24 protein-coding genes and 1 tRNA gene are annotated in these 25,461 nt (G+C 72.5%); 14 read left to right on the plus strand and 11 right to left on the minus strand.

Going from position 1 to position 25,461, the window contains the following annotated elements; genetic code table 11:
• Positions 1-3: 3 nt before the first annotated feature.
• The 5 genes from K8F61_RS01935 (at position 4) to K8F61_RS01955 (ending at position 5,882) form a co-directional block, all read left to right on the plus strand.
• Positions 4-1,107: a prephenate dehydrogenase gene (locus K8F61_RS01935; RefSeq protein ID WP_219086325.1), complete on the plus strand. Its 1,104-nt coding sequence runs from the start codon at positions 4-6 to the stop codon at positions 1,105-1,107.
• Positions 1,100-1,807, plus strand: coding sequence for a (d)CMP kinase (gene cmk / locus K8F61_RS01940; protein WP_231820502.1), 708 nt, complete (start codon positions 1,100-1,102; stop codon positions 1,805-1,807). Before K8F61_RS01935 ends, cmk begins: the two co-directional genes overlap by 8 nt.
• Positions 1,800-3,338: a ribosome biogenesis GTPase Der gene (gene der / locus K8F61_RS01945; RefSeq protein WP_067243686.1), complete on the plus strand. Its 1,539-nt coding sequence runs from the start codon at positions 1,800-1,802 to the stop codon at positions 3,336-3,338. Before cmk ends, der begins: the two co-directional genes overlap by 8 nt.
• 131 nt (positions 3,339-3,469) lie before the next feature.
• A complete protein-coding gene (locus K8F61_RS01950) occupies positions 3,470-4,537 on the plus strand; it encodes a Glu/Leu/Phe/Val dehydrogenase family protein (RefSeq protein WP_231820503.1) in 1,068 nt (355 codons plus the stop codon).
• Positions 4,538-4,817: 280 nt separating this feature from the next.
• Positions 4,818-5,882: an NUDIX hydrolase gene (locus K8F61_RS01955; RefSeq protein ID WP_231820504.1), complete on the plus strand. Its 1,065-nt coding sequence runs from the start codon at positions 4,818-4,820 to the stop codon at positions 5,880-5,882.
• A 165-nt stretch (positions 5,883-6,047) separates the two neighbouring features.
• Here K8F61_RS01955 and K8F61_RS01960 read toward each other — a convergent pair whose 3' ends face one another.
• Positions 6,048-6,428, minus strand: a complete 381-nt coding sequence (locus K8F61_RS01960; protein WP_067243694.1) for an RNA-binding S4 domain-containing protein — start codon at positions 6,426-6,428, stop codon at positions 6,048-6,050.
• Entirely contained in the window at positions 6,425-7,132 is a 708-nt protein-coding gene (locus tag K8F61_RS01965) for a lysoplasmalogenase family protein (protein ID WP_231820505.1), read from the minus strand. The genes K8F61_RS01960 and K8F61_RS01965 overlap by 4 nt, the downstream gene beginning before the upstream one ends.
• A gap of 173 nt (positions 7,133-7,305) precedes the next feature.
• Between K8F61_RS01965 and trpS the strand changes: the two genes are divergently transcribed.
• Entirely contained in the window at positions 7,306-8,373 is a 1,068-nt protein-coding gene (gene trpS / locus K8F61_RS01970) for a tryptophan--tRNA ligase (protein WP_231820506.1), read from the plus strand.
• 47 nt (positions 8,374-8,420) lie between these two features.
• Here the strand turns inward: trpS and K8F61_RS01975 are convergent, their stop codons facing one another.
• Positions 8,421-9,077: a pyridoxine/pyridoxamine 5'-phosphate oxidase gene (locus K8F61_RS01975; protein WP_231820507.1), complete on the minus strand. Its 657-nt coding sequence runs from the start codon at positions 9,075-9,077 to the stop codon at positions 8,421-8,423.
• Between the two features lie 141 nt (positions 9,078-9,218).
• On the opposite strand from K8F61_RS01975, the gene K8F61_RS01980 reads away from it, so the two are divergent.
• The gene (locus tag K8F61_RS01980; protein ID WP_231820508.1) at positions 9,219-9,794 is read left to right on the plus strand and encodes a GNAT family N-acetyltransferase; all 576 of its coding nucleotides are present in this window, start codon (positions 9,219-9,221) and stop codon (positions 9,792-9,794) included.
• A gap of 13 nt (positions 9,795-9,807) precedes the next feature.
• On the opposite strand, the gene K8F61_RS01985 is transcribed toward K8F61_RS01980, so the two are convergent.
• Positions 9,808-10,389 carry a GNAT family N-acetyltransferase gene (locus tag K8F61_RS01985; RefSeq protein ID WP_231820509.1) on the minus strand — a complete coding sequence of 194 codons (582 nt, stop codon included), beginning with the start codon at positions 10,387-10,389 and terminating at the stop codon, positions 9,808-9,810.
• A 168-nt stretch (positions 10,390-10,557) separates the two neighbouring features.
• Here K8F61_RS01985 and K8F61_RS01990 point away from each other — a divergent pair.
• Positions 10,558-10,631, plus strand: a tRNA-Pro gene (locus K8F61_RS01990).
• A gap of 240 nt (positions 10,632-10,871) precedes the next feature.
• Positions 10,872-11,483, plus strand: coding sequence for a DUF1444 domain-containing protein (locus K8F61_RS01995; RefSeq protein WP_231820510.1), 612 nt, complete (start codon positions 10,872-10,874; stop codon positions 11,481-11,483).
• Positions 11,484-11,583: 100 nt separating this feature from the next.
• On the opposite strand, the gene K8F61_RS02000 is transcribed toward K8F61_RS01995, so the two are convergent.
• The 7 genes from K8F61_RS02000 to K8F61_RS02030 all read right to left on the minus strand — a co-directional run bounded on the left by K8F61_RS02000 (position 11,584) and on the right by K8F61_RS02030 (position 20,238).
• Complete coding sequence (locus tag K8F61_RS02000; RefSeq protein ID WP_231820511.1) at positions 11,584-12,891, minus strand: hypothetical protein; 1,308 nt, start codon at positions 12,889-12,891, stop codon at positions 11,584-11,586.
• A gap of 729 nt (positions 12,892-13,620) precedes the next feature.
• Entirely contained in the window at positions 13,621-14,607 is a 987-nt protein-coding gene (locus K8F61_RS02005; protein ID WP_231820512.1) for a glycoside hydrolase family 130 protein, read from the minus strand.
• A 15-nt stretch (positions 14,608-14,622) separates the two neighbouring features.
• Positions 14,623-15,465, minus strand: a complete 843-nt coding sequence (locus K8F61_RS02010; protein WP_231821498.1) for a carbohydrate ABC transporter permease — start codon at positions 15,463-15,465, stop codon at positions 14,623-14,625.
• The gene (locus K8F61_RS02015) at positions 15,465-16,361 is read right to left on the minus strand and encodes a carbohydrate ABC transporter permease (RefSeq protein WP_231820513.1); all 897 of its coding nucleotides are present in this window, start codon (positions 16,359-16,361) and stop codon (positions 15,465-15,467) included. Before K8F61_RS02015 ends, K8F61_RS02010 begins: the two co-directional genes overlap by 1 nt.
• Before the next feature lie 4 nt (positions 16,362-16,365).
• Positions 16,366-17,631 (minus strand): extracellular solute-binding protein, encoded by a 1,266-nt coding sequence (locus K8F61_RS02020; RefSeq protein WP_231820514.1) that lies wholly within the window; start codon positions 17,629-17,631, stop codon positions 16,366-16,368.
• A gap of 33 nt (positions 17,632-17,664) precedes the next feature.
• Complete coding sequence (locus K8F61_RS02025; protein ID WP_231820515.1) at positions 17,665-18,657, minus strand: LacI family DNA-binding transcriptional regulator; 993 nt, start codon at positions 18,655-18,657, stop codon at positions 17,665-17,667.
• 129 nt (positions 18,658-18,786) lie between these two features.
• Entirely contained in the window at positions 18,787-20,238 is a 1,452-nt protein-coding gene (locus K8F61_RS02030) for a helix-turn-helix domain-containing protein (protein ID WP_231820516.1), read from the minus strand.
• A 148-nt stretch (positions 20,239-20,386) separates the two neighbouring features.
• Here K8F61_RS02030 and fepB point away from each other — a divergent pair, with 148 nt between their 5' ends.
• The 5 genes from fepB to K8F61_RS02055 are packed head-to-tail and all read left to right on the plus strand — an operon-like array spanning position 20,387 to position 25,460.
• Positions 20,387-21,382 carry a Fe2+-enterobactin ABC transporter substrate-binding protein gene (gene fepB / locus K8F61_RS02035; protein ID WP_231820517.1) on the plus strand — a complete coding sequence of 332 codons (996 nt, stop codon included), beginning with the start codon at positions 20,387-20,389 and terminating at the stop codon, positions 21,380-21,382.
• Between the two features lie 52 nt (positions 21,383-21,434).
• On the plus strand, positions 21,435-22,487 hold the full coding sequence (locus K8F61_RS02040) for a FecCD family ABC transporter permease (protein ID WP_231820518.1): 1,053 nt from the start codon (positions 21,435-21,437) through the stop codon (positions 22,485-22,487).
• Positions 22,484-23,563: a FecCD family ABC transporter permease gene (locus tag K8F61_RS02045; RefSeq protein ID WP_231820519.1), complete on the plus strand. Its 1,080-nt coding sequence runs from the start codon at positions 22,484-22,486 to the stop codon at positions 23,561-23,563. The genes K8F61_RS02040 and K8F61_RS02045 overlap by 4 nt, the downstream gene beginning before the upstream one ends.
• Complete coding sequence (locus K8F61_RS02050; protein ID WP_231820520.1) at positions 23,563-24,375, plus strand: ABC transporter ATP-binding protein; 813 nt, start codon at positions 23,563-23,565, stop codon at positions 24,373-24,375. Before K8F61_RS02045 ends, K8F61_RS02050 begins: the two co-directional genes overlap by 1 nt.
• Entirely contained in the window at positions 24,372-25,460 is a 1,089-nt protein-coding gene (locus K8F61_RS02055) for an LLM class flavin-dependent oxidoreductase (protein WP_231820521.1), read from the plus strand. Before K8F61_RS02050 ends, K8F61_RS02055 begins: the two co-directional genes overlap by 4 nt.
• The last annotated feature ends 1 nt before the right edge of the window (position 25,461 follow it).

Below are 25,461 nucleotides of genomic sequence, written 5' to 3' on the forward strand. Positions count from 1 at the left end.
GCAGTGAATGAGACCGTTGCCGTGCGGCTTTCGGGCACGGTCCGCATCGTCGGCGCCGGCCTCCTCGGGGCCAGCATCGGCCACGCGCTGACCGCCAAGGGCGTCGACGTGGCGCTCGCCGACACCTCCCCGGCCCAGCTCCGCCTGGCCGTGGACTACGGCGCAGGGCGGCTCGCCGCCGACGACGATCGGCCTGTCCTCGTCGTCGTCGCCGTCCCGCCGGACGTGACGGCGGACGTCGTCCAGGCCGAGCTCGCCCGGCACCCCGAGGCCGTGGTCACCGACGTCGCGAGCGTGAAGCTCGAGCCCTATCGGACGCTGCGCGACCGAGGCGTCGACCTCACCCGCTACATCGGCTCGCATCCGCTCGCCGGCCGTGAGCGCGGGGGCGCCATCTCCGCCCGCGCCGACATCTTCATCGGCCGCCCGTGGGTCGTGTGCCGCGACGCCGAGACCCGTCCCGCCGACCTCGCGCTCGTCGAGTCCCTCGCGCTGGAGCTCGGGGCCATGCCCCTGGAGATGACGCCCGAGGAGCACGACCGGGCCGTCGCGCTGACCTCGCACGTGCCGCAGGTCGTCGCCAGCCTCCTCGCCGGGCGTCTCGCCGACGCCGACGACGGCGCGCTGCGCCTCGCCGGGCAGGGGGTGCGCGACACCACCCGCATCGCCGCCTCCGCGCCCGAGCTGTGGGTGCAGATCCTCGGCGCCAACGCCGCCCCGGTCGTGGAGGTGCTGGATGCGCTCGCCGCGGATCTCGCCCAGGTCGCCGACGCGCTGCGGGATCCGGACAGGATGGGGGCCCGTCGCGTCATGGCGGAGGCGATCCGCCACGGCAACGAGGGCGTCGAGCGCCTGCCAGGCAAGCACGGCCAGAACCGGCGCTTCGAACAGTTCGTCGTCATGGTCGACGACACCGCGGGGCAGCTCGGGCGCCTGTTCGGCGAGCTCGGCGAGCTCGGCGTCAACGTGGAGGACCTGCGCCTGGAGCATTCGCCCGGCGCGCAGTTCGGTCTCGCCGAGATCAGCGTCGCTCCGGCGACCCTGCGCGGCGCGATCGAGGGGCTGGAGGCCAGGGGATGGCGGATTGCGAGCACGACCAATGACTGACGCCTCGACGGTTCCGTTCATCATCGCCGTGGACGGCCCGGCCGGATCCGGCAAGTCCAGCGTGTCCAAGGCGGTCGCCCGGCGCCGCGGCTACGGCTACCTCGACACCGGCGCCGCGTATCGCGCGCTCGCCTGGCACGTGCTCGAACGCGGCGCGGACACGGCCGACGAGGCCGCCGTGCTCGCGGCGGCCGCGGACTTCGCGCTGCGTCAGGGGCTCGACGCCGACGATCGGCGGGTGTTCGTCGGGGACGCCGACGTCACCGACGCGATCCGCGAGCCCCGGGTCTCCGGTGCCGTCAGCGGCGTCGCGCGCGTGCTTCCCGTGCGGGCGCAGGTGAACGACATGTTCCGCCGGATCGTGGCCGAGTCCGGGTATCCGGCGGTGGTGGTCGAGGGGCGCGACATCACGACGGTGGTCGCCCCCGATGCACCGGTGCGCATCCTGCTGACCGCCGCCCCCGAGGTGCGGGCGGCCCGCCGGGCGGGCGAGCTCGCGGGCGAGGACGCCGCCGCGGTCGCCGCGGCCCTGCACTCGCGCGATGCCAAGGACAGCGCCGTGGTGGACTTCCTCACCGCGGCACCCGGGGTCGAGGTGGTGGACTCCACCGCCCTGGACTTCGATCAGACCATCGACGCCGTTCTCGCGGTGATCGACCGACGCGCGTCCGACGTGCAGCGAGGAGCCGACCATGGCTGACGACGACTACGACCCCTCGACCGGCTCCGGGATCGGCGACGACCGTCTCGCGGAGAAGCTGGAGGCGCTGGACGACGAGCTCGTCGAGGCGCGTGCGGCCGCCCTGCGCGCCAGCCTCGACGACTACGAGCTGGACGAGGAGGACACCGGCCTGCTCGCCGGCGTCGAGGTCGGCGAGGACGGCATCGAGTACCTCCCGGCGCTGCCCGTCGTCGCGATCGTCGGTCGTCCGAACGTCGGCAAGTCGGCGCTCGTGAACCGCATCCTCGGCCGTCGCGAGGCCGTGGTGGAGGACACCCCCGGCGTCACGCGCGACCGGGTGACGTACAAGGCCGAGTGGATGGAGCGCCGCTTCTCGCTCGTGGACACGGGCGGCTGGGAGCCGGACGCCAAGGGCATCGACCGCTCCGTCGCCGCACAGGCGGAGGTGGCGATCGACCTCTCCGACGTCGTGCTGTTCGTCGTCGACGCCATGGTCGGCGCGACCTCGACCGACGAGCACGTCGTGCGCCTGCTGCGCAAGAGCGGCAAGCCGGTGTTCCTCGTCGCGAACAAGATCGACGACGCGCGGCAGGAGCCCGAGGCCGCGGCACTGTGGAACCTGGGCCTGGGCGAGCCGCACACCGTGTCCGCGATCCACGGCCGCGGCGTGGCCGACCTCCTCGACACCGTGGTGAAGGCGCTCCCGGAGGTCTCCGCCGTCGCCAAGCACGAGATCGGCGGGCCTCGCCGCGTCGCGATCCTCGGCCGGCCGAACGTCGGCAAGTCCTCGCTGCTGAACAAGGCCGCGGGGGAGGAGCGCGTCGTCGTGAACGACCTCGCCGGCACGACGCGGGATCCGGTGGACGAGATCGTCGAGCTCGGCGGGAAGCTCTGGCGCTTCGTCGACACGGCGGGCATCCGCCGGCGCGTCCACCTCCAGCAGGGGGCCGACTTCTACGCGTCGCTGCGGACCTCCGCGGCGTTGGAGAAGAGCGAGGTCGCGGTGGTGGTGCTGGACGTGACCCAGCCCATCAGCGTGCAGGATCTCAACATCATCGACCTGGTGCTGGAATCCGGTCGCGCGCTCGTCCTGGCGTTCAACAAGTGGGACCGCCTCAGCGACGACGATCTGGAGAACCAGGACCGCCGCCGGTACCTGGAGCGTGAGATCGAGAAGGACCTCGCGCACGTCGCCTGGGCGCCGCGCGTGAACATCTCCGCGCGGACCGGACGCCACCTGGACAAGCTCGTCCCGGCGCTGGAGCTGGCGCTGGAGAACTGGGACCGCCGGATCCCGACCGGGAAGTTCAACGCCTTCCTCACCGAGCTCGTGGCCGCCCACCCGCACCCGCTGCGGGGCGGCAAGCAGCCGCGCATCCTGTTCGGCACCCAGGCGTCGACGCGTCCGCCCACTTTCGTGCTGTTCACGACCGGGTTCCTCGACCCGGGCTACCGGCGCTTCATCCAGCGCCGGCTGCGCGAGCTGTACGACTTCGAGGGCACTCCGATCGTCATCAACATGCGGGTCAGGGAGCGCCGCCAGAGGTAGTCCGCTGCCCGGTCCGGGGAGGGCGCCGCTCCTCGCCCGGCGCGGGGACGTGCGGCAGAATGGTCTCGTCCGCCGCACAGCCGCGGCGGACGCAGAGCACAGCCCACAAGGCTTCGCCGAAAGAGGACCCGATGAACCGTCTGCCCCTGCCCGAATTCGCCCACGAGCGCGTGGAGGTGGTGAGCGGCCGGCGAAGCGGGCTGTTCATCGCCGTCGCCCTGCACTCGTCCGTGCTCGGATCCGCCCTCGGCGGCGCACGGCTGTGGACCTATCCGCACTGGAGCGACGCCCTCGGCGACGCGCTGCGGTTGTCCGCCGCGATGACGCTGAAGAACGCCGCAGCCGGTCTGGACGCGGGCGGCGGGAAGTCCGTGATCGCCCTGATGCCCGGTGAGGAGCTGGACGCCGGGCGACGCCGGGATGCGTTCCTCGACCTCGGCGACGCCGTGGAGAGCCTCGGCGGCCTGTACCGGACGGCGGAGGACGTCGGCAGCACCACCGACGACATGCTCGTGGTCAGCGAGCGGACGGCGCACGTCGTCGGGCTCCCGGACGCCGTCGGCGGGTCGGGGGAGCCTGCCGGGCCGACGAGCCTGGGCGTCTACTCGTCGCTGCGCGCGGTGCTGGAGCGGATCGCGGGCTCGCCGGACGTGGCCGGCCGGCGCATCACCGTGTCGGGACTGGGGCAGGTCGGCGGACGCCTCGCCCGCCGGCTGGCGGCGGAGGGCGCGGTCCTCACCGTCACCGACGTCGTCCCCGCGCGTCGCGAGCTCGTCGAGGACCTGGGTGCCGCCTGGGCGGAGCCGGGCACCGAGCACCTCGTCGACGCGGACGTCTTCGTGCCCGCGGGAATCGGCGGCGTCCTCACCGACGAGGTGATCGACGCGCTCACGGCCCGCGCCGTCTGCGGCCCGGCGAACAACCCCCTCGCGGACCACTCCGGCGCCGAGCGGCTCGCCGGACGCGGCATCCTGTACGCGCCCGACTTCGTCGTGAACGCCGGCGGCGTGATCTACCTCGACCTGGAGGCCAAGCGGATCGGGAGCAGCGACGAGATCATGGCGCGCGTCGCGGGCATCGGCGACACCGTGCGACGAATCCTGGATGACGCGGAGCGTCGCGGGATCACGCCGCTCGCGGCCGCCGAGGAGCTCGCCGCCGCCCGGCTCGCCGGCGGGGTCGCGCAGGCCCGGTCCTGACACCCGTGGTGAATCTCGGTCGTTGAGCGAGGAGCGAGGCACCGAGACGAAACGTGGTGACCTGATGCGCCTGTTGGGTCCGGGCAGGTCTCCGTGGGTCGGGCCGCGGGTCGGGTCTCGGTCGTTGAGCGAGGAGCGGAGCACCGAGACGAAACGCGGTGACGTGATGCGCTTGTTCGGTTCGGGCAGGTCGTGGGTCGGGACGCGGATCGGGCCGGAGTTGTTGCGGATCGGGTCGGGGACGGCGCGCGGGGTCGGTGAGCTGTGAAAGGCTGAACGGGTGACGATCGTCCCGCCCGAACCCGGTGAACCGCGCCGCCCCCTGGGCCCGCTGGACAGCGGTGACGCCTGGGTGATCGCGCCCACCGGGGAGCGGTACTGGGGGCCGTACGGGGCCGCGGGGCTCCTCGCGTACGACGCCGCGCGCGGGGTGCTGCTGCAGCATCGGGTCGGATGGAGCCACTTCGGCGGGACCTGGGCGCTGCCCGGCGGCGCCCTGCACGAGGGCGAGTCGGCGATCGCGGGGGCCCGTCGAGAGGCGCAGGAAGAGGCCGGCGTGCCCGACGGCGCGGTCCGAGCCCGCTTCGCGAGCGTGTTCGACCTCGGCTACTGGTCCTACACGACGGTCGTCGCGGATGTGAGCGTGCCCTTCTCGCCGGTGATCAGCGACCCGGAGAGCGTCGCCCTGGAATGGGTGCCCGTGGACGAGGTCGGCGAGCGGCCGCTGCATCCGGGCTTCGCCGCGGCCTGGCCCGCGCTCCGCGAGCTGCTCACCGTGCGTCCCGTCGTCGTGGTGGACGCCGCGAACGTCGTGGGCTCGGTGCCCGACGGCTGGTGGAAGGACCGCGCCGGTGCCGCAGGACGGCTGCGGGACCGCCTCGACGCCTGGCGCGCCAGCGGTGTGCCGGGCGCAGCTCTGGGCGTCGCCGGAAGCGAGTGGCACGGGGACGACGGGGGACAGGGCGGCGCCCCTGAGGTCTCCGACACCGCGCATGACGACCGGACCCGCATCGTGTGGTTCCCCGAGATCGATCTCGTGGTGGAGGGCGCGGCGCGGGACGTCGCGGAGCGGAGCGAACCGGCGGGTGGCGGGGACCCGTTCCCCCGCACGGAACCGCTGGCCGACGCGGGGGTGGAGGCCGGCAGGACAGGCGCGGTCGGCGTCTCCGTGGTCCGCGCGGCCGGCCATGGCGACGATGCGATCGTCGAGCGGGTCGCGGAACGGGTGGCGTCCGGGGCGCTGGTCACCGCGGTGACGAGCGACCGAGAACTCCGCGAGAGGGTCGAGACGGAGGGCGCATCCGTCCTGTCGGCCGGACGACTCCGCGCACTCCTCGACGCCTAGCCCGAGGGGAGGTGCGACACCCGGACGGGGTCGTGGGCAGCGACGGTGACCGATCGCGAGACGGGTGAGCACGTTTCGGCTCGCTGCGCTCGCTCAACGACCGGGGGTGTGCGCGGAGGGCGGGGGCGTTTCGGCTCGCTGCGCTCGCTCAACGACCAGCGGGGGTCAGTGCTCGTCGCGGCCGCGGAGGCGGTCGATCTCGCGACGCTCGCGCTTCGTCGGCCGCCCGGCGCCGCGGTCCCGGAGCCCCGCCGCTGCCACGGGTTCGCGGGGCGGCGTGCGATCCTCTGCGGCCGCTGCGGCGAGCGGGGCGCCGACGCGCTTCGAGATCGGTTGGCGGACGACGAGGATCCGATCGAAGCCCGAGATCCGCACGCGCAGCTCGTCCCCGACCCGCAGCGTCTGCGCGGCCTTGACGCGCTCCCCGTTGACGCGGACGTGACCGGCGCGGCACGCGGTGGTGGCGGCCGAGCGCGTCTTGTACACGCGGACGGCCCAGAGCCAGCTGTCCACGCGGACGGTTCTCGTCGGATCGACCTCGCTCATCGGACGACCTCCTCGGAGGCGGCGGCCGGGTTCGAGGAGGGGGAGACGCGCAGAACCCTCAGGGCGCCCCACACGAGCAGCCCCTGGCCGAGGGTGTAGGTCAGCATCACGGCGGGGCTCGTCCAGGCCGGCATGGCGTCGGGCAGGAAGAGGCGGAAGGCGAGGATCGAGTCGCTGAGCAGGAAGAACGCTCCGCCCAGGGCGATGATCGGGGTGCAGCGCGCGGCCGTCGCCGCGGTTCCCGCGAGGACGAGGCCGTACGCGCCGACGCCGACGAGGAGCGGTCCGGTGTGCGGGCCGAGCGTCACCAGCATCAGCATCCACCAGACGGCGTACACGACCGTCCAGAAGGGCAGTCGGCGCACCCGGAGGAACAGGACGATGTACGCCACGTGTGCGATGCCGAAGAAGCCGAGCATGAGCGGCAGTTCCGGCGCGAACGGGAAGAAGAGCCCCGCTTCGTCGCCCAGCCAGGAGAAGAACAGCGCGCCGAGCAGGAGCATCACCGGCGTGCGGGAGCGAAGGGCGATGATCCGGCGGGCGTCGAGGATCACGGGGACCGCGAGGAGCGGCATGAGGAGCGCTTTCGTCGGCACCGCCAGGGGGCTCTCGGCCGCGAGTGCCGCCACGTGAACGATCGAGACCACCACGAACGGCAGGAACGCGCCCAGGGTGCGCATGCGGGTCGACGGCGGGGTCTGCATCCGTCCATCGTATTCAGCGCGGACGAGTAGAGTCGTGGGCATGTTCTCGTCGTCTTCCGCCGGGTGGTGGCTGCTCTCGCAGCCGTAGACGACGTGTCTCGTCGGGGGCTGCATGGTGCAGCCCCGCCGCGGGAGCGATCCGTGCAGTCCCTTCGTTCAGAAGGGAATCGGAGATGGACTCATTCGAGGCGACCCGGGCGCGCATGCCCGAGCTGGAGCGACGGATCGATCAGGATCCCGGGGCGTTCCGCGTGCTCACGGGGGAGCGGCCGACCGGGCCGCTGCACCTCGGGCACTACTTCGGCACGCTGCGCGAGCGCGTGCGGCTGCAGGAGCGGGGGATCGAGACGTTCGTCGTGCTCGCGGACTACCAGGTCATCACGGATCGCGAGGTCGCCGGAGACGTCGGCCGGTTCGTGCGCGAGGCGGTACTCGACTATCTGGCGACCGGATTGGATCCCGAGCGCACGACGATCTTCACGCACTCGGCCGTTCCCGAGCTGAACCAGCTCCTGCTGCCGTTCCTGAGCCTCGTGTCGGAGGCCGAGCTGCACCGGAACCCGACGGTCAAGGCGGAGCTCGCGGCCTCGGGGCGGGCGCTCAGCGGACTCCTGCTCACGTACCCCGTGCACCAGGCCGCGGACATCCTGTTCTGCAAGGGGAATCTCGTGCCGGTGGGCAAGGACAACCTGCCGCACGTGGAGATCACCCGGACGATCGCGCGGCGCTTCGCCGAGCGGTACGGAACGTTGTTCCCGGAGCCCGAGGGCCTGGTGACCGACGCGCCCGAGCTGCCGGGACTCGACGGCGGCAAGATGTCGAAGAGCCGCGGCAACGCGATCGCGCTCTCGATGACGGCCGACGAGACGGCCGCGCTGATCCGTCGTGCGCGGACCGACAGCACGCGAACGATCACGTTCGACCCCGTCTCGCGCCCGGAGGTGTCCGGACTGCTCTCCGTGGCCGCCGTGTGCTGCGGCCGGGTGCCGGAGGATCTCGCGGCGGACATCGGGTCGGCGGGCGGCGCGGCGTTGAAGGCGACGGTGACCGAGGCGGTGAACGAGTTCCTCGCTCCGTTCCGCGCGCGTCGGGCGGAGCTGGCGGCGGATCCGCGGATCGTCGACGACGTCCTCGCCGCGGGGAACGACCGTGCGCGAGCGATCGCGGCCGAGACTCTGCGGGAGGTCCGTGAGGCGATGGGGATGGGATACGCGAATCCGCCGCGGGGGTTCGCGGCCTGAGGGCTGGTGCGGGTGGCGGGTCGGCCCGGAGGCGCGCGGGCCCCGCGCTAGGCCCAGAGGCGTTCGCGGATCCAGGCGTCGGCGTCGCGACGGTAGCGGAGCCGCTGGTGCGCTCGGTCCGGGGACCCCTGCCAGAACTCGACCCACTCCGGACGGATCCGCCAGACGGTCCACTCGGGCGAGACCGTGGCGGCATCCTGCTCCAGCCGTGCGGCGGACGCGGCGATGAGCGCCGCCGGATCCTCGTCGTCGCAGATCACGTCGCCCTGGCGTCCGAGGAGGGCGATGGCCTTGGCGCCCGCGGCACGGGCGCGGAAGTCGGCGGCGGACTCCTCCGGTGACGCCGTCATGGCGACGCCCCGGATCCGGATGGCGCGGGCGAGCGGGGTCCAGTAGAAGGAGAGCGCGCAGGCCGGGTTGGCGGTCAACTGTGCGCCCTTGGCGGACTCGCCGCCCGAGGCGATCTCGAAGGAGCCGTCGGCCGTCACGTCCTTGAGAGTGAGGACCCGGGCGTCCGGCGACCCGGCGGCATCGACCGTCGAGAGCGTCGCGGCGTGCGGCTCGGGAACGCCGGCCGTGATCGCGGCGTCGAGCCAGTCGAGGAACAGGCGGTGCGGATCCGCCGGTGCCGAGGCCGGGTCGAACGGCGGGGGAGAGCCGACGATCGCGGGCAGGGCGCGGAGACGGTCGCGGATGCTCGGCATGGCTCCAGTATCCCGTGGGGGTGGGACAGGCGCCCTCGGATGGGGTGGGACCTCGGACGGGATGCGGCAGGCAGGTCCGTGCGGTCTGGCGGATCCGGGATCTGCGATGCGGATCAGCGGGCCGGGACGCATACTGGTGACGTGGAACCGGTGCGGCGAATCGAGGTGCCCGAGATCGTGGGCGCGACCGTGACGCTTCGTCGGTTCGCGCTGACGGACGTCGACGCGGTCCTGGACGCGTCGACGGATCCGATGATCCCTCTCGTCACGACGGTTCCGGCTGTGGCGGACCGGGCGCTCGCCGCGGCGTTCATCGCGCGTCAGCACGATCGTGCGGCCGCGGGCGCCGGCTACTCCTTCGCGATCGATGCCGAATCGGGCTGCGTCGGCCAGATCGGCCTCTGGCTCCGCGACATCGACCGAGGCCGCGCGACGATCGGCTACTGGATCCGGCCCGGTGCTCGTCGGCGCGGTTACGCGTCCGCCGCGCTGGCCACCCTGGTCGACTGGGCGTTCACGAAGCAGGAGATCCCGCGGCTTCAGCTGTACGTGGAGCCGAACAACGTCGGTTCTTGTCGGACCGCTGAGCGGGCGGGCTTCGAGCGGGAGGGACTGCTTCGCTCCTGGGAGCTCGTCGGCGAGGAGCGGCGCGACATGTACTCCTACGGACTCACGCGTGCACGGTGGTCGAGCGCGACGCGGGGTCCGGTGTCGTAGCCGGACGACTCGGTTAGCCCGCGGTGGACAGCGTCACGAGGGGTCGGCCGGGCTTGAGCTCTCCGGTGGCGGAGAATCCCGCGGCGAGGAACGTCGAGAGGGCGCCGTGGAAGAGGTCGTTGGAGCGGACGTTGCCGCCGGACGTGTCGATGGGGTAGCCCTCGATGACCCGGGCGCCGGCCTCGCGGGCGTAGATGACCGCGGCGTCTAGGAGCACGCGGTTGATCCCCATCCCGCGGAACTCCCGGCGCACGCTGAAGCAGCTCACCGCCCAGACGCTCTCGTCGTCCAGCGGCTCCGCCGTCGCCGCCTTGATCGCGCGAGTCCGTCCGAGGCGCTGCTGCGCCGGTCGCGGGCCGATCCGGATCCACCCCGCCGCCTCGTCGTCGACGTACGCCACGATGCCCGGCGGAGGACCCTCCAACTCGGCGCGCAGCATGTCTCGGCGGGTCTCCACGGTCGTGGACTCCCACTCCTTGTTGCTGATCATGGGCCAGATGCACTGGCAGCTGCGTCCGTCGCCGCCGCCGGAGAGCGCGCTCTGCACGTCCTCCCATTGCGCGGGCGTCGCCAGGGCCGTGGTGATGGTGGGCATGCCCGCACGTTACGCCGCACCTCCGACATCGGCAACGGTTCCCGGGATTGGTGGTGTGCTCGGCTGGGGGATCGGGGACTGCGGCGCGCCCGGTGCCCCGTTGGTTCGCGGTGCCCTCGCCGGTCGGCTACGATGGGGGAGTTGCCCGCGCTTCGGCGCGGTCGTCCACGGGCTGTGGCGCAGCTTGGTAGCGCACTTGACTGGGGGTCAAGGGGTCGCAGGTTCAAATCCTGTCAGCCCGACGGAGAACGCCCTGATGAGGAACCTCTCATCAGGGCTTCGTCGTGTTGCGGTGCTGAGCGACACGAGCGCATGGCTGCAACCGATTGGGACCCCTGCACGGCACGAGGTATGTCGCTCAGATCACTACGATGACGGGAGGCGGACGTACGTCCTCGAGACGAGGGGCGGGGCACGCGTACCCCGGCTGGTGCGTTCGCGGCGCTCCCAGCACGCCCCGTGGCGCGGCAGAAGGAGATCAGTTGAAGCGCTTGTTTTCCCGGAACAAGAAGACTCAGCCTGCGCCGCACCTGACGGCGGAGACGGACATCGTCGTGCCACTACTCTCCGGCCAGGCGTGGGTGGACGCGAACGCGGAGAAGCTGGCGCGGATCCCGGACTTCCCACCCGGGAACCACCCGTTCAGCCGCCAGATCGCAGAGGGGCTGTACGCGGCCTACGCCGTGGATCCGGGACCCAGCTGGGAGATCGTCGACATGGACTCCGTCGAGCGCTTCGGCGGCGCCGACGCACTGCACCGCGTCGCTCTGACGAACCTGCGACGGCGCGGCGACATCCGGCTCGAAGGCGAGAACGGGCGGTACGCGCTCACGGTGCCCGACAACCTGGATCTGACCGCATCGATCCTGCTGGACCCCGCCCGATGGCGCGCGGCCATCCCCACCGCGGGAGACCTCGTGGTCGCTGCCCCGACCCGCCTCTCCGTGTGGGTGTGCAGCATCGACGATCGTGACTCCGTCGAGAAGCTCGTCTCTGCGGCGGCCCACGGATTCGAGAACGGCGAGGGGAAGCCGGTCTCACCGGACTTGTTCCGCCTCTCCGACACGTCGTTGTCCCGATACGCCGTCGCGTAGGTCCTCGGACCCCACGCCAAGCGTCGCGGGGCCGAGGCGCCGGGCGCCCGCCCGACTCACCGCGTCCGGCACGACCCCAACGTACCCACCGCCCCGCACGTCACCCGCGGGTGATGGAGAACCCTCCGCGGCGGACGCGGACCCGCCCGCCCTGGGCGGCCTGCCCGCGCTGCGAGCCGTCGCCCGCGTACGTCCGGCCGGATCCGGGCGCCAGGGGATCGACGCGGACGTCGGCGTCCGTGGCGTTGGCGTAGAGGACGGCGGATCCGGTCGTCGTCGCATAGACGGCCGTCGCCACGCGCGGCTGGATCAGGAGGGCGTCCAGCCGGACGTCGCCCCGACTCGTGCACCGCACGGTCACCGGACCGTCGGGCAGGTCTCCGCCGAGCCGCTCGGGGACCAACATGCCGTCCGCCTCCGTGAGCCCGCGGTCGCCCGCGCCACCGGCCGCGGTGCGCGTGCTCCAGACCAGACGATCGCCCGCGAAGACCTCCCACTCGGCCTCGCCCGCATCCGCGGCCTGCCGCCAGACCAGTCCGTGCAGGATGCCGCCCGGCTCCGTCACGTCGAACTCCACGCTCTCCCCGGCCGGGACCTGTACGTAGGCGCCGCCGGACAGGTTGCCCTCGCCGGTCCACGCTCCGCCGTCCGGCCGGACCACCGCGCAGCCGGGGGAGAGGCGGGCGGACTCGGCGTCGATCGCCCGCAGCCCGGAGAAGGCGCGCAGCCCCGTGATCGACGTGGCGAGCTCCGCGATGTCGGGGTGAGCGTCGAGCAACTGCATCGTCAGCAGGCCGTGGATCGTCGACTCCGCTCCGGAGTTGCGGTTGACCCGCCCGTCGGTCTCCACGCCGTCGAAGGTCACACCGGTCGCGGGGTCGTACACGGGGATGCCGGCGGTGTTCGCGCCGAAGAACCACCCCGCGGCGAGCCCCGCCAGCACCCGGAACCCCTCTCCGGCGACGGCGGCGGCCTGCACGGCCCCGGCGACGCGACCGTGCGCACCGTAGGCGATCTGCGCCTCGGCGGGGAGCGGCGCCCAGGCGTTGTGCGGACCGCCCGAGGCCAGCACCTGCGGCGTGAAGCGCCCGGCATCGGCGACGGAGGCCGCGATCCAGTCCTGTCGTCCGAGCACGGCGCCCGCGCGACCGAGCGCCTCGGGAGCGGCGGCGCCCCAGGCATGCCAGAACCCCCGCGACCCGGTCCACGGCAGCACCGCGCCGAACGGCCAGCCCTGACCGGGATCCGTCGCCATCGCCGCGACCGCCTCGCCGTACGTCTCCAGCGCCGCGCGGCTGCGGACGTCGCCGGCCTCGGCCGCCGCGGTGAGGCCGAGCATCGCCTCGGCCGTGGCATCCGCCCCGCCGGCGATGAGCCACGCGGGGAGGTCCCGACCGTCGCTGCGCACCCACTGCCCGGCGCGGAGAGCGACTCGCGGCCGAGGGCGTCGAGGGCGAGATGCAGCCGGTCGAGCAGGAACGATGCGAAGCCCGGATCCGCCTCGCGGAAGACCGCATAGCCCTCGCCGAACGCCCACACGGAACGGGCGAGCCAGTACGACTCGCCCGAGTCGGACGGATCGGGCAGCTCCACGGGGATCGCGCTCGGGTTCAGCGCGCCGTCCTCCTGCTGCCACAGCACCACGCGTCCGGCGTTCTCCCCGGACGTCGTCTGGAGGTAGGCCAGGGCGCGGAGCACGTCGCGGGCGTCGTCCCGGCTCTGCGGGTCTCCCGTCGCGACCGCGTCCCGCAGGAACACGACCGCGGCACGTGCGATGTCGTCGGCGTTGTACGCGCCCTGGCTCCAGTGCCCGGTGGCGGCGTCCCGGGTCCCTCCGCCGACCCGGCGGTAGCCGCCCGCGCCGTCGGCATCCGCGTAGGTCCACGGCGCCCGGACGACCGCACGCGCACCGATCTCGTACGTCGTGTGCGCGGACGTCTCCGCGACCGGCACGTCGGCGAGCAGGAACCGCAGGTGGGCGAGGTTCGTCAGCCGGGCGCCGGGGGCCGCGGACCCCGCGCGGACGGCGCCGGAGAGCGCCGGCGTCCGGGCCTGCGCGGCCTCCGCAGGCATCAGCGCGAGCGCGGAGGCCCCGGCGGCGAGCAGAAGGAACGAGCGGCGGGTGGTGTCCATGGCGTCACCGCTCCTCGTCGGCGACGCGCAGCGCGCGTCCCCACGGCTGCGCGGGGTCGTGGATCGCGACGGCCAGTGTGGTGTCGGACTGCCCGTAGTAGGCGAACCACTTGCCCCGGAACTTCACCAGCCCCTCCACGAAGGTGACGTTCGACACGAGCCCGTTGAGGTCCTCGAAGGTCTGCGGGCGCAGCCACGGCTCCTGCATGCGGGCGATCACGGTCGTCGGGTCGTCCGGATCGATCGCGATCTGGCCGCACCGGTAGTCCACGTCGACCGTGCCGTCCTCGTGCACCTCCCGGGTGGCGCCGTTCGTGAGCATGACGAGCAGGCCGTTGTCGGTGACGACGGGGGAGGTTCCGATCTCCACGAGCGCCTCGTCCCAGGTCCCCGGGGTCGGCGCGTACATCGGCTCGGTGTCCGGCGCGCCCGGCGTCCAGTGGAGGAGGTCGTCGCTGGTCGCCCAGTAGATCCCGCCCTCGCCGAAGTACATCCACCACTTCCCGTGCATCCTCTGCGGCACGATGACTCCCGCCTTCGACCAGTTGAAGCCGCGCGGATCCATGGTCTTGAACGTGTCGAAGTCCTCGAAGAGGGGGCCGTGCTTGGTCCAGGTGCGAAGGTCGGGGGAGGTGGCCAGACACAGCTGCGCGCTCCGGCGATCCCACCCCGTGTACGTGAGGTAGTAGGTGCCGTCGATCAGCGCGATCCGCGGATCCTCGCAGCCGTAGCGCTCGTAGTCCTCGGAGGGGGAGAGGATCGGCGCGTCCTCGCGCGTGAACGTCACGCCGTCCCGAGAGCGGGCGAGCCCGATGTGCGACACGATGTCATCGGCGTGCGCGCGGTAGAGGAGCACGACCTCGTCGCCGTCGACCAGCGCCGCCGGGTTGTACAGATTCGCCGACTCCCAGCTGTCGCCGCGAGGACGCAGGATCGGGTTGCCCTCGTACGGAGTGAACGGACCGAGGGGGAAGGATGCTCCGGTGAACATGGATGCCCTTTCTGGCTAGCCCTTGACGGCCGCGCCGAGGTCGGTGGCGGTGAAGAAGCGCTGGAACACGATGAACAGGATGACGACGGGGAACGCGAGCGCCGTCGCGCCCGCGAGGATCGCGCCGTTGGGGTTCGCCGTCGACTGCGCCACGTTGGAGATGTAGTTGGCGAGGGAGACGGCCAGCGGCTGCAGGCTCGCGTCCTTGGTGATGAGGAACGGCCAGAGGAACTCGTTCCACGGCCCGATGAAGGTCACGAGCACGACGGTGACGAGCACCGGCCGGATCAGCGGCAGCGCGACCGAGGTGAGCAGGCGGATCTCTCCGGCGCCGTCGATCCGAGCCGCCTCGAAGATCTCCGCCGGGAGCGCCTTGAAGAACTGCGTGAAGATGAACACCGCCGTGGTGTTGATGAGGAACGGCAGGATCATCCCGAGGTACGAGTCGCCGAGGCCGTAGTTGCGGGTGATCTGGACGTACAGCGGGATCATCAGCAGCTGGAACGGCACCATCTGCACGAGCAGCATGAGCACCCAGATCACCCCGCGCCCGCGGAAGTCGAGACGGGCCATCGCGTATCCGGCGAGCAGCCCGAACACGACCGTCCCCAGCAGCACGCCGGCGGTGAAGACGAGCGAGTTCAGCAGGGAGCCGACGAGGTCGATCCGCGCGTCGATGGCGGCGAAGTTGTCGAGCGTCCACCCGGTGGTCGGCACCAGCGACGCGGGGGAGTTGGTCGGGCTCTTCTGGAAGGCCCCGACCACCATGAAGTAGAACGGGAAGGCGAAGGCGATCGCCGCAAGGGACAGCAGGATGGTGCTGAGGATGCGCGGCAGCGGCCGGCGTCGGCGGGTCATCATCGCTCCCTCGTGGCGCGGTTGGCGAACAGCGACAGCAGCCCCACGAGCACGACGAGGACCATGCCGATCGCCGCCGCGGTGTCGGGGTTCTGCTGCTGGATGCCCAGCTGGTAGATGAGCAGGACCGGGGTCGTGGACGCTCCGTCCGGACCGCCGCCGTTCGTGAGCAGGTAGGGCTCGGTGAAGAGGTTCGCCCCGGTGATGATCGACAGGATGAGCACGAGCGTGGTCGCGCTGCGCACCCCGGGCACGGTGACGTTCCAGAAGCGGGCGAGGGCGCCCGCGCCGTCGGTCTCCGCCGACTCGTAGAGCTCCTTCGGGACGTTCTGCAGCGCGGCGAGGTACAGCAGGATGTAGAACCCGAGCTGCTTCCACGTCACGTACAGGGCGATCATCGGCATGGCGAGGCCGCTGTTCACCAGCCACGACGGATCCGGGGCGAGCGGGCCGAGGATCGTGTTCACGAGCCCGCCGCGCGAGAACAGCAGCATCCACACGCCCACCAGCGAGACGCTCGCGGTCAGGTACGGCACGTAGAACGCGACGCGGTAGGCGGACGCCCAGCGGATGCCGGTGTTCAGCGCCGCCGCGAGCACCAGCGCCAGGACGGCGGTCAGGGGCACGTTGATCACGAGGAACACGAGCGTGTTGCGGAACGAGCCGAGCACCCGCGGATCCGTGAGCACGGTGACGAAGTTCTCGAAGCCGACGAACGGTCGGTCGACCACCGCGCCCGGCGCGGTGAAGAAGTAGTCGTGGAAGGCGATGTAGACCGCGAATCCGAGCGGATAGGCGAAGATCGCCAGCACGAAGACGAAGTACGGCAGCGCGAAGAGGCCGCCGATCGGTTGCGCACCCAGCAGGCGGGCGCGCAACCGTCGGTTCTCGGTCATGGCGTCACTCGGCGACGAGCTCGTCGATCTTCTTCGCGGTGGAGGCGAGGAAGTCGTCGATCGAGGTCTTCCCGAAGATCACCGCCGACGAGTAGCCGTCACGGAACGCCTGCCAGGCCTCGACGGAGTTCGGGATGCTCGGCACGTCCGCCGTCGCCTCCGCCTGCGTCGCGAACGCGACGTAGTCCGGGTTCGCCGCGAAGTAGTCCGCGTACGTGCTCTCCAGGTCCGTCCGCATCGGCATCTGGCCGGTCTCCTCGAGGAGCTGCCCGTCGCTGTCGACGCTGGTGGAGTACTTCAAGAACTCCCACGCCGTGCCCTGGTTCTTGCAGGCCGTGAACATCGACACGCTCTTCGAGTCGGCGAAGGTCGTCGGGTTCTCACGCCCGTCCTTCGTCGGCACCGGCATGAAGCCGACGTCGACGGTGTCGGCGTAGGAGGGGATGGCCCACGGGCCGGCGAGCTGCATCGCCGTGGTGCCCGCCGACATCGCATCGTCGGTCGACGCCTCGTTGGGGGCGAGCCTGTCGTCGTACACCGTCTTCCAGAACTCGGCCACCGTACGACCGGCGTCCGAGTCGAACGTGGCCTTGCCGTCCTCGACGAGCATCGTGCCGTCGGTCTCGGCGAGGTAGAGCGGATAGAAGTCGAACCAGGGCTGGTAGAACTCGCTGGTCGGCGCCGGCCAGATCGCGCTCTGCACGCCGGAGGCCACGATCTTGCGCGAGCCGTCCAGGAACGCGTCGTACGTGTTCATCTGCGGGTTCTCGGGATCGAGGCCTGCCGCCTGGAAGAGCTTCTTGTTGTACATCACCATGACCGGGTTCGACTTCCACGGGAGCTGGTAGAAGTCGCCGTCGGTCGCATAGGCGTCCACGTCGCCGCCGCGCTCGCCGATGTAGTCGGCGCCGCCGTCGATCCCGCTGAGGTTCACGAGACCGCCCTGCTTGACCCAGCCGGACACCGCGGCAGGGGCGACGTTGTAGACGAGGCACGGTGCCGTCCCCGCGGTGATCGCGGCGGTGATGGCCTCCTCGGACGAGGAGCCGGCGGGGATCTCCTGCGCGGTGACCTTCTCGTCGGGGTGCTCCTTGTTCCAGGCCTCGACCACGGCGGTGCCCCAGGCGAGCTCCTGCTCGTTGTTCGAGAGCCAGATCTTGATCGGCCCGGTCTGGTCGGCGGATCCGGAGGCGCCTCCTCCGCCTCCTGCGCATCCGGTCGCGGCGATCGCGACGAGGCCGATGACTGCTGTTGCGGCGATCTTCTTCATGGTGTCCTCCTCGACACGATGGGGGCGGTGACCTCAGGCCGACGTGCTCTCACGGAAGTGCACGACGTTGCAGTCGACGACCTCGGTGCGCGGCTCCGCACCGCCGACGGCGGCCTGCAGGAGCCGTGCGGCGGCCCGTCCGCGGGCGGCGGGGTCCGTCGAGACGCTGCTGAGCGCCGGGGTCAAGTGCGCGGAGAGGTGGTCGTCGTCGAACCCGGAGATGGCGAGGTCGGCGGGGATCGACAGCCCCTGCGCGCGGGCGAACGACAGCCCCGCGATGGCCATCGTGTCGTTGGAGTAGACGATGGCGGTAGGGCGCTCCGGCAGGGCGAGGAGCTCGGCGGTGAGGGCGCGCCCGCTCGCCGCGGTGAAGTCGCCCTCGCGCAGCAGCGCGTCGTCGCCGATCTCGGCGACGTACGCGTCCGCACGGGCGCGCGAGTGCACGTACCGGAGGGGCCCGGACACGTGCGCGATGCGCTCGTGCCCGGCGTCGCGCAGGTGCGCGATGATCTCGCGGATGGGCGCGGCGTCGTCCGTCCGCACGCACGAGAACGGATGGGGCCCGTCGTAGGCGCCGACCAGCACGGTCGGCAGGTCCAGCTCTTCCAGGAACGGCACGCGCCAGTCGTCGTCGCGCAGGTCGAGCAGGAGGGCGCCGTCGGCGCGGCCGTGGGCGAGGGAGCGATAGGCCCGCTCCTCGGCATCGCGGTCGGGGACCACCTGGAGCAGCAGCGCCGTCTCGGTCTCCGCGAGCACGGACTCGACTCCGGCGATGAAGGCGGGGAAGAACGAGTCGTTCGCGATGACGTCGGGGTTTCGGGCCAGGACGACGGCGATCGCGTTCGCGCGGCGGTTGGCGAGCGCCCGCGCGTTCTGGCTCGGCACCCATCCGAGCCGCTCGGCGGCCGCGAGGACCTTCGCGCGCGTCTCCTCGGAGATGGGCCGATTGCCGGTCAGCGCGTGCGACACCGTCGCCTTCGCCACGCCGGCCTCGCGGGCCACGTCGGCGATCGTCGTGCGGCTCATCGTCACCTCCTCGTCACCTCGTCGTGCACCGGCGCACGGCGTGAACCGGTTTGACGAGATCAATGTAAACCGGTTTGACGAGAGGTGTCAAGGGGTGGGCGCCACGGGTGCTCCGCATCCGGATCGGCCTCACGGCGTGCGGTGAGACTGGGCCGCGAGGAATCGGCTGGGGGAATGGCCGTGAGCGCGGCGGAAGGCTCGGCTGAAGGCAGCGGCATCGGCGTATCCGACGCGTCGCGCGACCTGGGACGGATGCAGGCCGTCGCGCAGCAGCCGTCGGGCCCAGGTCATCCGTGTGCGTGCGCGCCAGGTCGCCAGCGTCGTGCCGGTGAGCGCCTCCACGGCATCGCGCAGCTCCGCCGGCGTCAGAGCGGACTGGGTCGCGAGCTCCGCCGATGATCGCCCGTCCTCGGGGTGCTCCGCCAGGCGTTCCAGGAGCACGTAGACGGCGTCGGCGACGGAACCGCGCACGCCGCCGGGCTCCCGGAGGCCGAGGATCCCCTGCAGCGCGGTGCGCGGGTCGCCCCCGCTGACGGGCTCGACGCCCCCGTACGCCCAGGCGGCGAGGCGCAGCAGCGGGGTGCGCAGCTCGTCGTCCGCCCGCGCGATGAGCCCGGCCGGGACGTCCATGCCGCCGGGAAGCCAGCCCAGCGGAAGCGCGGCCGCCTCGGGGCCGGCGCGGAACCCCGTCGAGGTCCCTGCCGGGAGACAGGCCAGATCGCCGGCGCGCAGCGTGATCGCCTGTCCGTCGATCCCGAGGACGGCGTCGCCCGCGGCGACCCAGACCACGATGTGGTACCCGTTGCACTGCGGACCGAGCTCGTCGCCTCGGTGACCACCGGCGGCCGTCGTCATCGTCTCCCCGCTTGCGAGGGTCGACGGCGCCACGCCCCACTCCCGGCGGAACGCGCGGGCGAACGCCTGGGGGCTGCCGTACCCGGCGTCGGCGGCGACGCCCGAGACTCCGCGACCGGCGCGGAGCCCCTCGGCAGCGCGGCCGAGCACGTGCCGGGTGCGCCACCGCACCGGGGTCCAGCCGGTCTCGGCGCGGAACCGTCTCGCGAGGACGCTGTGACCCAGCCCGTGTGCCGCGCCCACGACTGACGGCGCGCGGGCGGGGTCTGCCAGAAGCGCCTCCGCGACGCGGCGCAGGTCGGGCGAGGACGGCATCGGCGGGGTTGCGATCGCGGCCGCCGGATGCCCGATGCCGCCGAGGAGGGCCGCGGCGCGGACCCCTCCGCCGTGCAGCACGCCGAGGCTGCGCGTGAAGGCCGCGAGAAGCAGGGGGACCGCGTCTGAGGGCGGGGAGGCGACGAACGGCGCCGACGGGCCGGCCGCGCGGTCCTCGTCGCGGATCCGGATCGGCAGCGCCGCCGACTCGGCAGACCCTCGCAGCAGAGCTCCGTGCCCGCCTGGGATCCACAGCGCCTGCCCCGGGCCGAGCGACCACCGCGACGAGCCGAGCGTCACCGTCATGCGCCCGGCGATCACCCACACCAGCACCGGCGCACCGGCGCGGATCTCGGCGCGTGTCGACGAGGAGGGGATGCGCCGGGGGTCGAACGGAGGGGGAGAGGACAAGGATGCGCCGATCTGGGTGCAATGACTGAGGTAAGGCAATCCTAATCTCGATCGAGGAGCGCCCGAGCTCCGCGCCGACGTCGACGCACGTACCCGCACCCGCGGACGACTGCCCCACGGCCACCGGCCCGGGGCCACGGAAGGAATCATGACCATCTACGCATCCGCGCGCCGCCGCGCGACCGCCCTGATCGGCCTCGCCGTGGCGAGCGCCCTCGCTCTCGTCGGCTGCGCCGGCGCCGCCGAGAAGCCCGCCGCCGAGGAGGCCGCCGCGACCACGGCGGCCGCCGAGTGGCCTCGTGTCTTCGAGAACGCCGACGGCACGACCACCGAGATCCCGGAGCAGCCCGAGCGGATCCTGTCGACGGCGGTCTCCGTGACCGGGACCCTGCTGGCGATCGACGCCCCGGTCGTGGCCAGCGGGTCGCAGGTGGGCGGCGTCTGGTTCGACCAGTGGGCCGACATCGCCGACGAGCGGGACGTGACCAACCTCTGGAGCGTCGGGGAGTTCGACCTCGAGGCGGTCATGGCGAACGAGCCCGATCTGATCGTGGTCGCCACCAGCGGACGGGATGCCCTGACCGATCAGGTCGCCGACCTGCAGTCGATCGCGCCGACGATCGTCGTGGACTACGGAGCGCAGACCTGGCAGGATCTGGCGGTCGAGCTCGGCGAGGCGACCGGTCTCGAGGAGCAGGCGGAGAAGACGATCTCCGACTTCGACGCCCTGGTGCGCGAGACGGCCGGCGCGATCATCGTTCCGAAGGGCACCGCCGACGTCATCTCGTTCAACGGGCCCGGTCAGGACAACCCGATCGCCCGCGTCGGCGGGTCCCACGCAAACCTGCTGGAGGCGCTCGGCTTCACGGTCGAGGACCCGGACCCCGCGTGGCATACGCAGGCACAGGAGCGCGCCGACTTCGTGTGGGCGACGTACGAGAACCTGCTGCAGCTGACCAGCGAGACGACGTTCATCCTGTCCGCCGACGACGAGAAGGCCCAGGGATTCGCTCAGGATCCGGTACTTGCGAACCTCCCCTCCGTCGCGGCGGGACAGGTGTACGGCCTGGGAGTGAACTCGTTCCGGATGGACCTCTACAGCTCGACCGAGATCGTCGAGCACATCAAGGACCTGTTCTCCTGAGACGGTTCGACCGGCCGCGCGGGGGAGCGCGGCCGGTCGATCGGGGACCATCATGATCGACACCACCTCGACGCCCGTCGAGGCGCCGGACGCTCCGCCGCGCATCGGCCGCGGGCGTCTGCTCCTCGTCCTCGGCGGCACCACCGTCGTCGTCGCCGCCCTCGTCGTGACCAGCGCGATCGTCGGCACGCGCATGCTCGCCCCCGCCGACCTGTGGGACGCGGTGCTGGCCTACGACCCGTCCGACGACGCGCACCTGCTCCTGAGGAACCGCCGTCTGCCGAGGGCTGCGCTCGCGCTCCTCGTAGGCGCGGCGCTCGGGGCCGCGGGGGTCGTGATGCAGTCGCTCACTCGCAATCCCATCGCAGAGCCGGGCCTCCTCGGCGTGAACGCGGGGGCGGCGGTCGCGGTCGCCGTGGCGGTCGCCGTGGCCGGGATCGTGGCTCCGATCGCCTACTTCGGGGCCGCCCTCATCGGGGCTGCGGTCGCCGGCGGGCTCGTCATGCTCCTGGGCGGCGTGCGCCGGGGATCGGATCCGGTGCGCCTCGTCCTCGCCGGGGCGGCCCTCTCCGTCGTCCTCGGCGCTTTGGCGCAGATCGTGATCGTGAACGGCGACGACCTGGTCTTCGACCAGTATCGCGCGTGGGCGGTCGGGTCCCTCGCCGGCCGCGACGGGGACGTGCTCCCGCCCGCGGCGCTGCTGATCGGGATCGGACTGACCCTCGCGCTCCTGCTCTCTCGTGCGCTGGACGCGGCCTCCCTCGGCCCCGAGACCGCGCGCGCACTGGGTGTGCGTCCCGCCGTCGTCTGGGCCGTGGCGGGGCTCGCGGTCGTCGTCCTCGCCGGAGGCGCCACCGCGGCCGCCGGCCCGATCGCGTTCGTCGGACTCACCGCGCCTCACGTGGCGCGGCTGATGGTCGGCTCCGATCACCGTCGGATGCTGCCGACCGCGATGGCGCTGGGCGCCGCTCTCGTCCTCGTCGCGGACGTGCTGGGGCGCGTGGTCGCACCCCCGGGCGAGGTGGGAGTCGGCATCATGGTCGCGATCCTCGGCGGCCCGTTCTTCGTCGCTCTCGTCCGCCGTCGTCGACTGGCACCGCTGTGACCCGCGTGACGGCCACGGACGCGCCGGGCGGCCGGCGGGTGCTGCGGATGGGACGCCTCGCCCTCCTCGTGCGGCCCCGGACGATCGCGGTCACGGTCGTGCTCACCGTTGTCGCGCTGATCGCGGGAGCCGTCGCGATGACGGTCGGCAGCCTGCCGGTGCCGCTGCACGCCGTTCCCGGCGCCGTGCTGGGCATCGCCGACGACCCGACCGCGATCCGCGCCGTCCAGGGGGTGCGTCTGCCGCGGGTGCTGAGCGCGATCGGCGCGGGGGCGGCGCTGGGCGTGTCCGGATCCGTCTTCCAGTCGCTCGCCCGAAACGCGCTCGGATCCCCGGACGTGATCGGATTCACCACGGGAGCCGCCACCGGCGCCCTCGTCCAGATCGTCCTCCTCGGCGCGCAGCCGACGCAGGTGGCGCTCGGCACCATCCTCGGCGGACTCGTCACGGCGGGGACGGTGCTCCTCCTGGCCCGGCGCGGGGGAGGGATCGCGGGGCGCCAGCTCATCCTCGTCGGCATCGGCGTCGGCGCGATCGCCTCGGCCCTCAACGGCCTGCTGCTGGTGCGCGGCACCATCGACGCATCGAGCCAGGCCAACCTCTGGCTGTCCGGCTCGCTGGACGCGCGCCAGTGGAGCCACGCGCTGCCGGTCCTCGCCGGAGTCGCCATCGTGATCCCCCTCGTGCTCGTGCTGTCGCGCCGGGCGGGTCTGATGGAGCTCGGCGACGACATCGCGCAGCAGCTGGGGGTGCGGGTCGAGCGCACCCGGCTCCTGCTCGTGGCGTGCGCGGTGGCACTGGCGGCGCTCGCGACGGCCGCGGTCGGACCGATCGCGTTCGTCGCGCTGGCGGCACCGCAACTGGTGCGGCGACTGCTGCGCGCCGACGCCCCTCCGATCGTCGGCGCCGCGGCGATGGGGGCGGCGCTGCTGGTCGTCGCCGACCTCGTGACCCAACTGCTCCCGGTGACCTTCGCCGTCCCCGTGGGCAGGATGACCGGCGTGGTGGGGGGACTGTACCTGTTGTGGCTGCTGTTGCCGAGCCGAGGCTCGACCGAAGGAAAGGGGTGGCGCTGATGCCGGACACGCTCGTCGCGGAGGGGCTGACGCTGCGGTATGACGACCGCACGATCCTGGAGGACCTGCATGCGACGCTTCCCGAGGGGCGGATCACCGTGATCCTGGGAGCGAACGCCTGCGGGAAGTCGACGCTGCTGCGGGGGCTGGCCCGTCTGCTCGCCCCGGCGTCGGGGCGGGTTCTGCTGGGCGGCGAGGACGTCCGCTCCCTGGGGCCGAAGGCTCTCGCGCGCCGGGTCGGGTTCCTTCCGCAGGCGGCGACCGCTCCCGGCGGGGTGACGGTCGCCGAGCTCGTCGCCCGCGGCCGGTACCCGCACCAGCGGCTGCTCCAGCAGTGGTCGCCGGAGGACGCGGACGCGGTGAACCGCGCGATGCGGTCGACCGGAGTGGCGCCCCTTGCCGGCAGATCCGTCGACGAGCTCTCGGGCGGGCAGCGGCAACGCGCCTGGATCGCGATGCTCCTGGCGCAGGAGACCAGGGTGATGCTGCTCGACGAACCGACGACGTACCTGGACGTCGCCCATCAGCTGGAGGTCCTGGAGCTGTGCCGGCGTCTCAACCGGGAAGAGGGGCGCACGGTCGTGCTCGTGCTGCACGATCTCGATCAGGCCTGCCGCTATGCCGACCATCTCGTGGTCATGCGAGAGGGGCGGGTGCTGGCCACCGGCGCACCGGAGGCGGTGATGACGGCCGAGCTGATCGCCGTGGCCTTCGGGCTGGAGGCACTGGTCCAGCCGCACCCGGTCACGGGCACGCCGATGATCGTCCCGATCGCGCCGCTGGCGCCCGTCGGCGACGAGGTGGTCGCATGACGCTGACGACCGGGTTCTCGATCGCCCCGACCTGGCTGCGGGGACAGGCATGGCGACGGGAGGACTCGCGGGCCGAGGAGATCCTGTCCGGAGGCCCGATCGTCGACGCGGTCGTCCGGGCCGAGAGCGCCGGGTTCGATCTGGCCTTCCGGCCGGATGCGCTCACACTGCCGATGGGAACGATCGGGCGCGATCCCGCCCATCTGGGCCTGGACCCCCTGGTGCAGGCCGCGCAGTTGGCCGGGGCGACCCGGCGGATCGGGCTGGTCGTGACGGTGTCGGCCACGTTCACCGAACCGTATCCGGTCGCCCGGCAGCTCGCGTCGCTGGAGCACCTGGCTCCGGGGCGCGTCGGATGGAACGTGGTGACGTCGCGCTCGGGGGACGAGCAGTTCTCGGTCGATCGGCTGCCGGACTCGTCGGCGCGCTGGCGCCGGGCCGAGGAGCTCGTCGACGTCGTCGAGTCCCTGCGCGCCGGCTTCCCCGCCGCCGCGATGCGTGTCGACCGGGGAGCGGGCGTGTTCGTGGACGTCGAGAGGGTGCGTCGCAGCGACCACGCGGGGGAGAACTTCCGGGTGGCGGGTCCGCTGCCGCTCCCGGCGCCGACCCCGGGACGCCTGCCGCTCATGGTCGCGGGCGGGGGCGCGGCGACGGTGTCCCTGGCCGGGCGACGCGCCGACGCGATGTTCGCCTCCGCGATCGAGGCCGACGCGGGCACGCAGCAGCGGGCCGCGATCAGGGCCGCTGCGGCGGAGGCCGGCCGGGAGGAACCGCCGCTGCTGCTCCCGGGGCTGTCGCTTCTGCTGGCCGACACCCGGGCGGAAGCGGCGGCGATCGAACAGGCGACCTATCCTCCGTCCCTGGGGTGGCGGCGCACCGGGCCGCACTGGTCGGTCGTGGGGACGCCGGACGACGCCGTGGCGGCGATCGCGGCCCGCGCCGACGCCGGTGCCCTCGACGGCTTCATCGCGTTCCCGGTGGGATCCTGGCGTTCCGTCGAGCTGCTGTGCGACGAGGTCATGCCGCGGCTACGCGCCCTCCGCCTCGTCGGGGATCCGGGGGGAGGGTGGTCGAGCGGACGCTGAC

Origin of the sequence: Microbacterium resistens (assembly GCF_021172025.1) — a bacterium.
In the GTDB taxonomy this organism is placed as follows: Bacteria; Actinomycetota; Actinomycetes; order Actinomycetales; family Microbacteriaceae; genus Microbacterium; species Microbacterium resistens.

What these genes read in the sequence shown, in the direction of transcription:
- K8F61_RS02005 (WP_231820512.1), bottom strand. Translation starts at nt 14,607, where the DNA reads ATGTTCACCGGAGCATCCTTCCCCCTCGGTCCGTTCACTCCGTACGAG.
- cmk (WP_231820502.1), top strand. Translation starts at nt 1,100, where the DNA reads ATGACTGACGCCTCGACGGTTCCGTTCATCATCGCCGTGGACGGCCCG.
- K8F61_RS01965 (WP_231820505.1), bottom strand. Translation starts at nt 7,132, where the DNA reads ATGCAGACCCCGCCGTCGACCCGCATGCGCACCCTGGGCGCGTTCCTG.
- K8F61_RS01950 (WP_231820503.1), top strand. Translation starts at nt 3,470, where the DNA reads ATGAACCGTCTGCCCCTGCCCGAATTCGCCCACGAGCGCGTGGAGGTG.
- K8F61_RS02015 (WP_231820513.1), bottom strand. Translation starts at nt 16,361, where the DNA reads ATGACCGAGAACCGACGGTTGCGCGCCCGCCTGCTGGGTGCGCAACCG.
- K8F61_RS01985 (WP_231820509.1), bottom strand. Translation starts at nt 10,389, where the DNA reads ATGCCCACCATCACCACGGCCCTGGCGACGCCCGCGCAATGGGAGGAC.
- K8F61_RS02055 (WP_231820521.1), top strand. Translation starts at nt 24,372, where the DNA reads ATGACGCTGACGACCGGGTTCTCGATCGCCCCGACCTGGCTGCGGGGA.
- fepB (WP_231820517.1), top strand. Translation starts at nt 20,387, where the DNA reads ATGACCATCTACGCATCCGCGCGCCGCCGCGCGACCGCCCTGATCGGC.
- K8F61_RS02040 (WP_231820518.1), top strand. Translation starts at nt 21,435, where the DNA reads ATGATCGACACCACCTCGACGCCCGTCGAGGCGCCGGACGCTCCGCCG.
- K8F61_RS01975 (WP_231820507.1), bottom strand. Translation starts at nt 9,077, where the DNA reads ATGCCGAGCATCCGCGACCGTCTCCGCGCCCTGCCCGCGATCGTCGGC.
- trpS (WP_231820506.1), top strand. Translation starts at nt 7,306, where the DNA reads ATGGACTCATTCGAGGCGACCCGGGCGCGCATGCCCGAGCTGGAGCGA.
- der (WP_067243686.1), top strand. Translation starts at nt 1,800, where the DNA reads ATGGCTGACGACGACTACGACCCCTCGACCGGCTCCGGGATCGGCGAC.
- K8F61_RS02010 (WP_231821498.1), bottom strand. Translation starts at nt 15,465, where the DNA reads ATGACCCGCCGACGCCGGCCGCTGCCGCGCATCCTCAGCACCATCCTG.
- K8F61_RS01960 (WP_067243694.1), bottom strand. Translation starts at nt 6,428, where the DNA reads ATGAGCGAGGTCGATCCGACGAGAACCGTCCGCGTGGACAGCTGGCTC.
- K8F61_RS02020 (WP_231820514.1), bottom strand. Translation starts at nt 17,631, where the DNA reads ATGAAGAAGATCGCCGCAACAGCAGTCATCGGCCTCGTCGCGATCGCC.
- K8F61_RS02050 (WP_231820520.1), top strand. Translation starts at nt 23,563, where the DNA reads ATGCCGGACACGCTCGTCGCGGAGGGGCTGACGCTGCGGTATGACGAC.
- K8F61_RS02025 (WP_231820515.1), bottom strand. Translation starts at nt 18,657, where the DNA reads ATGAGCCGCACGACGATCGCCGACGTGGCCCGCGAGGCCGGCGTGGCG.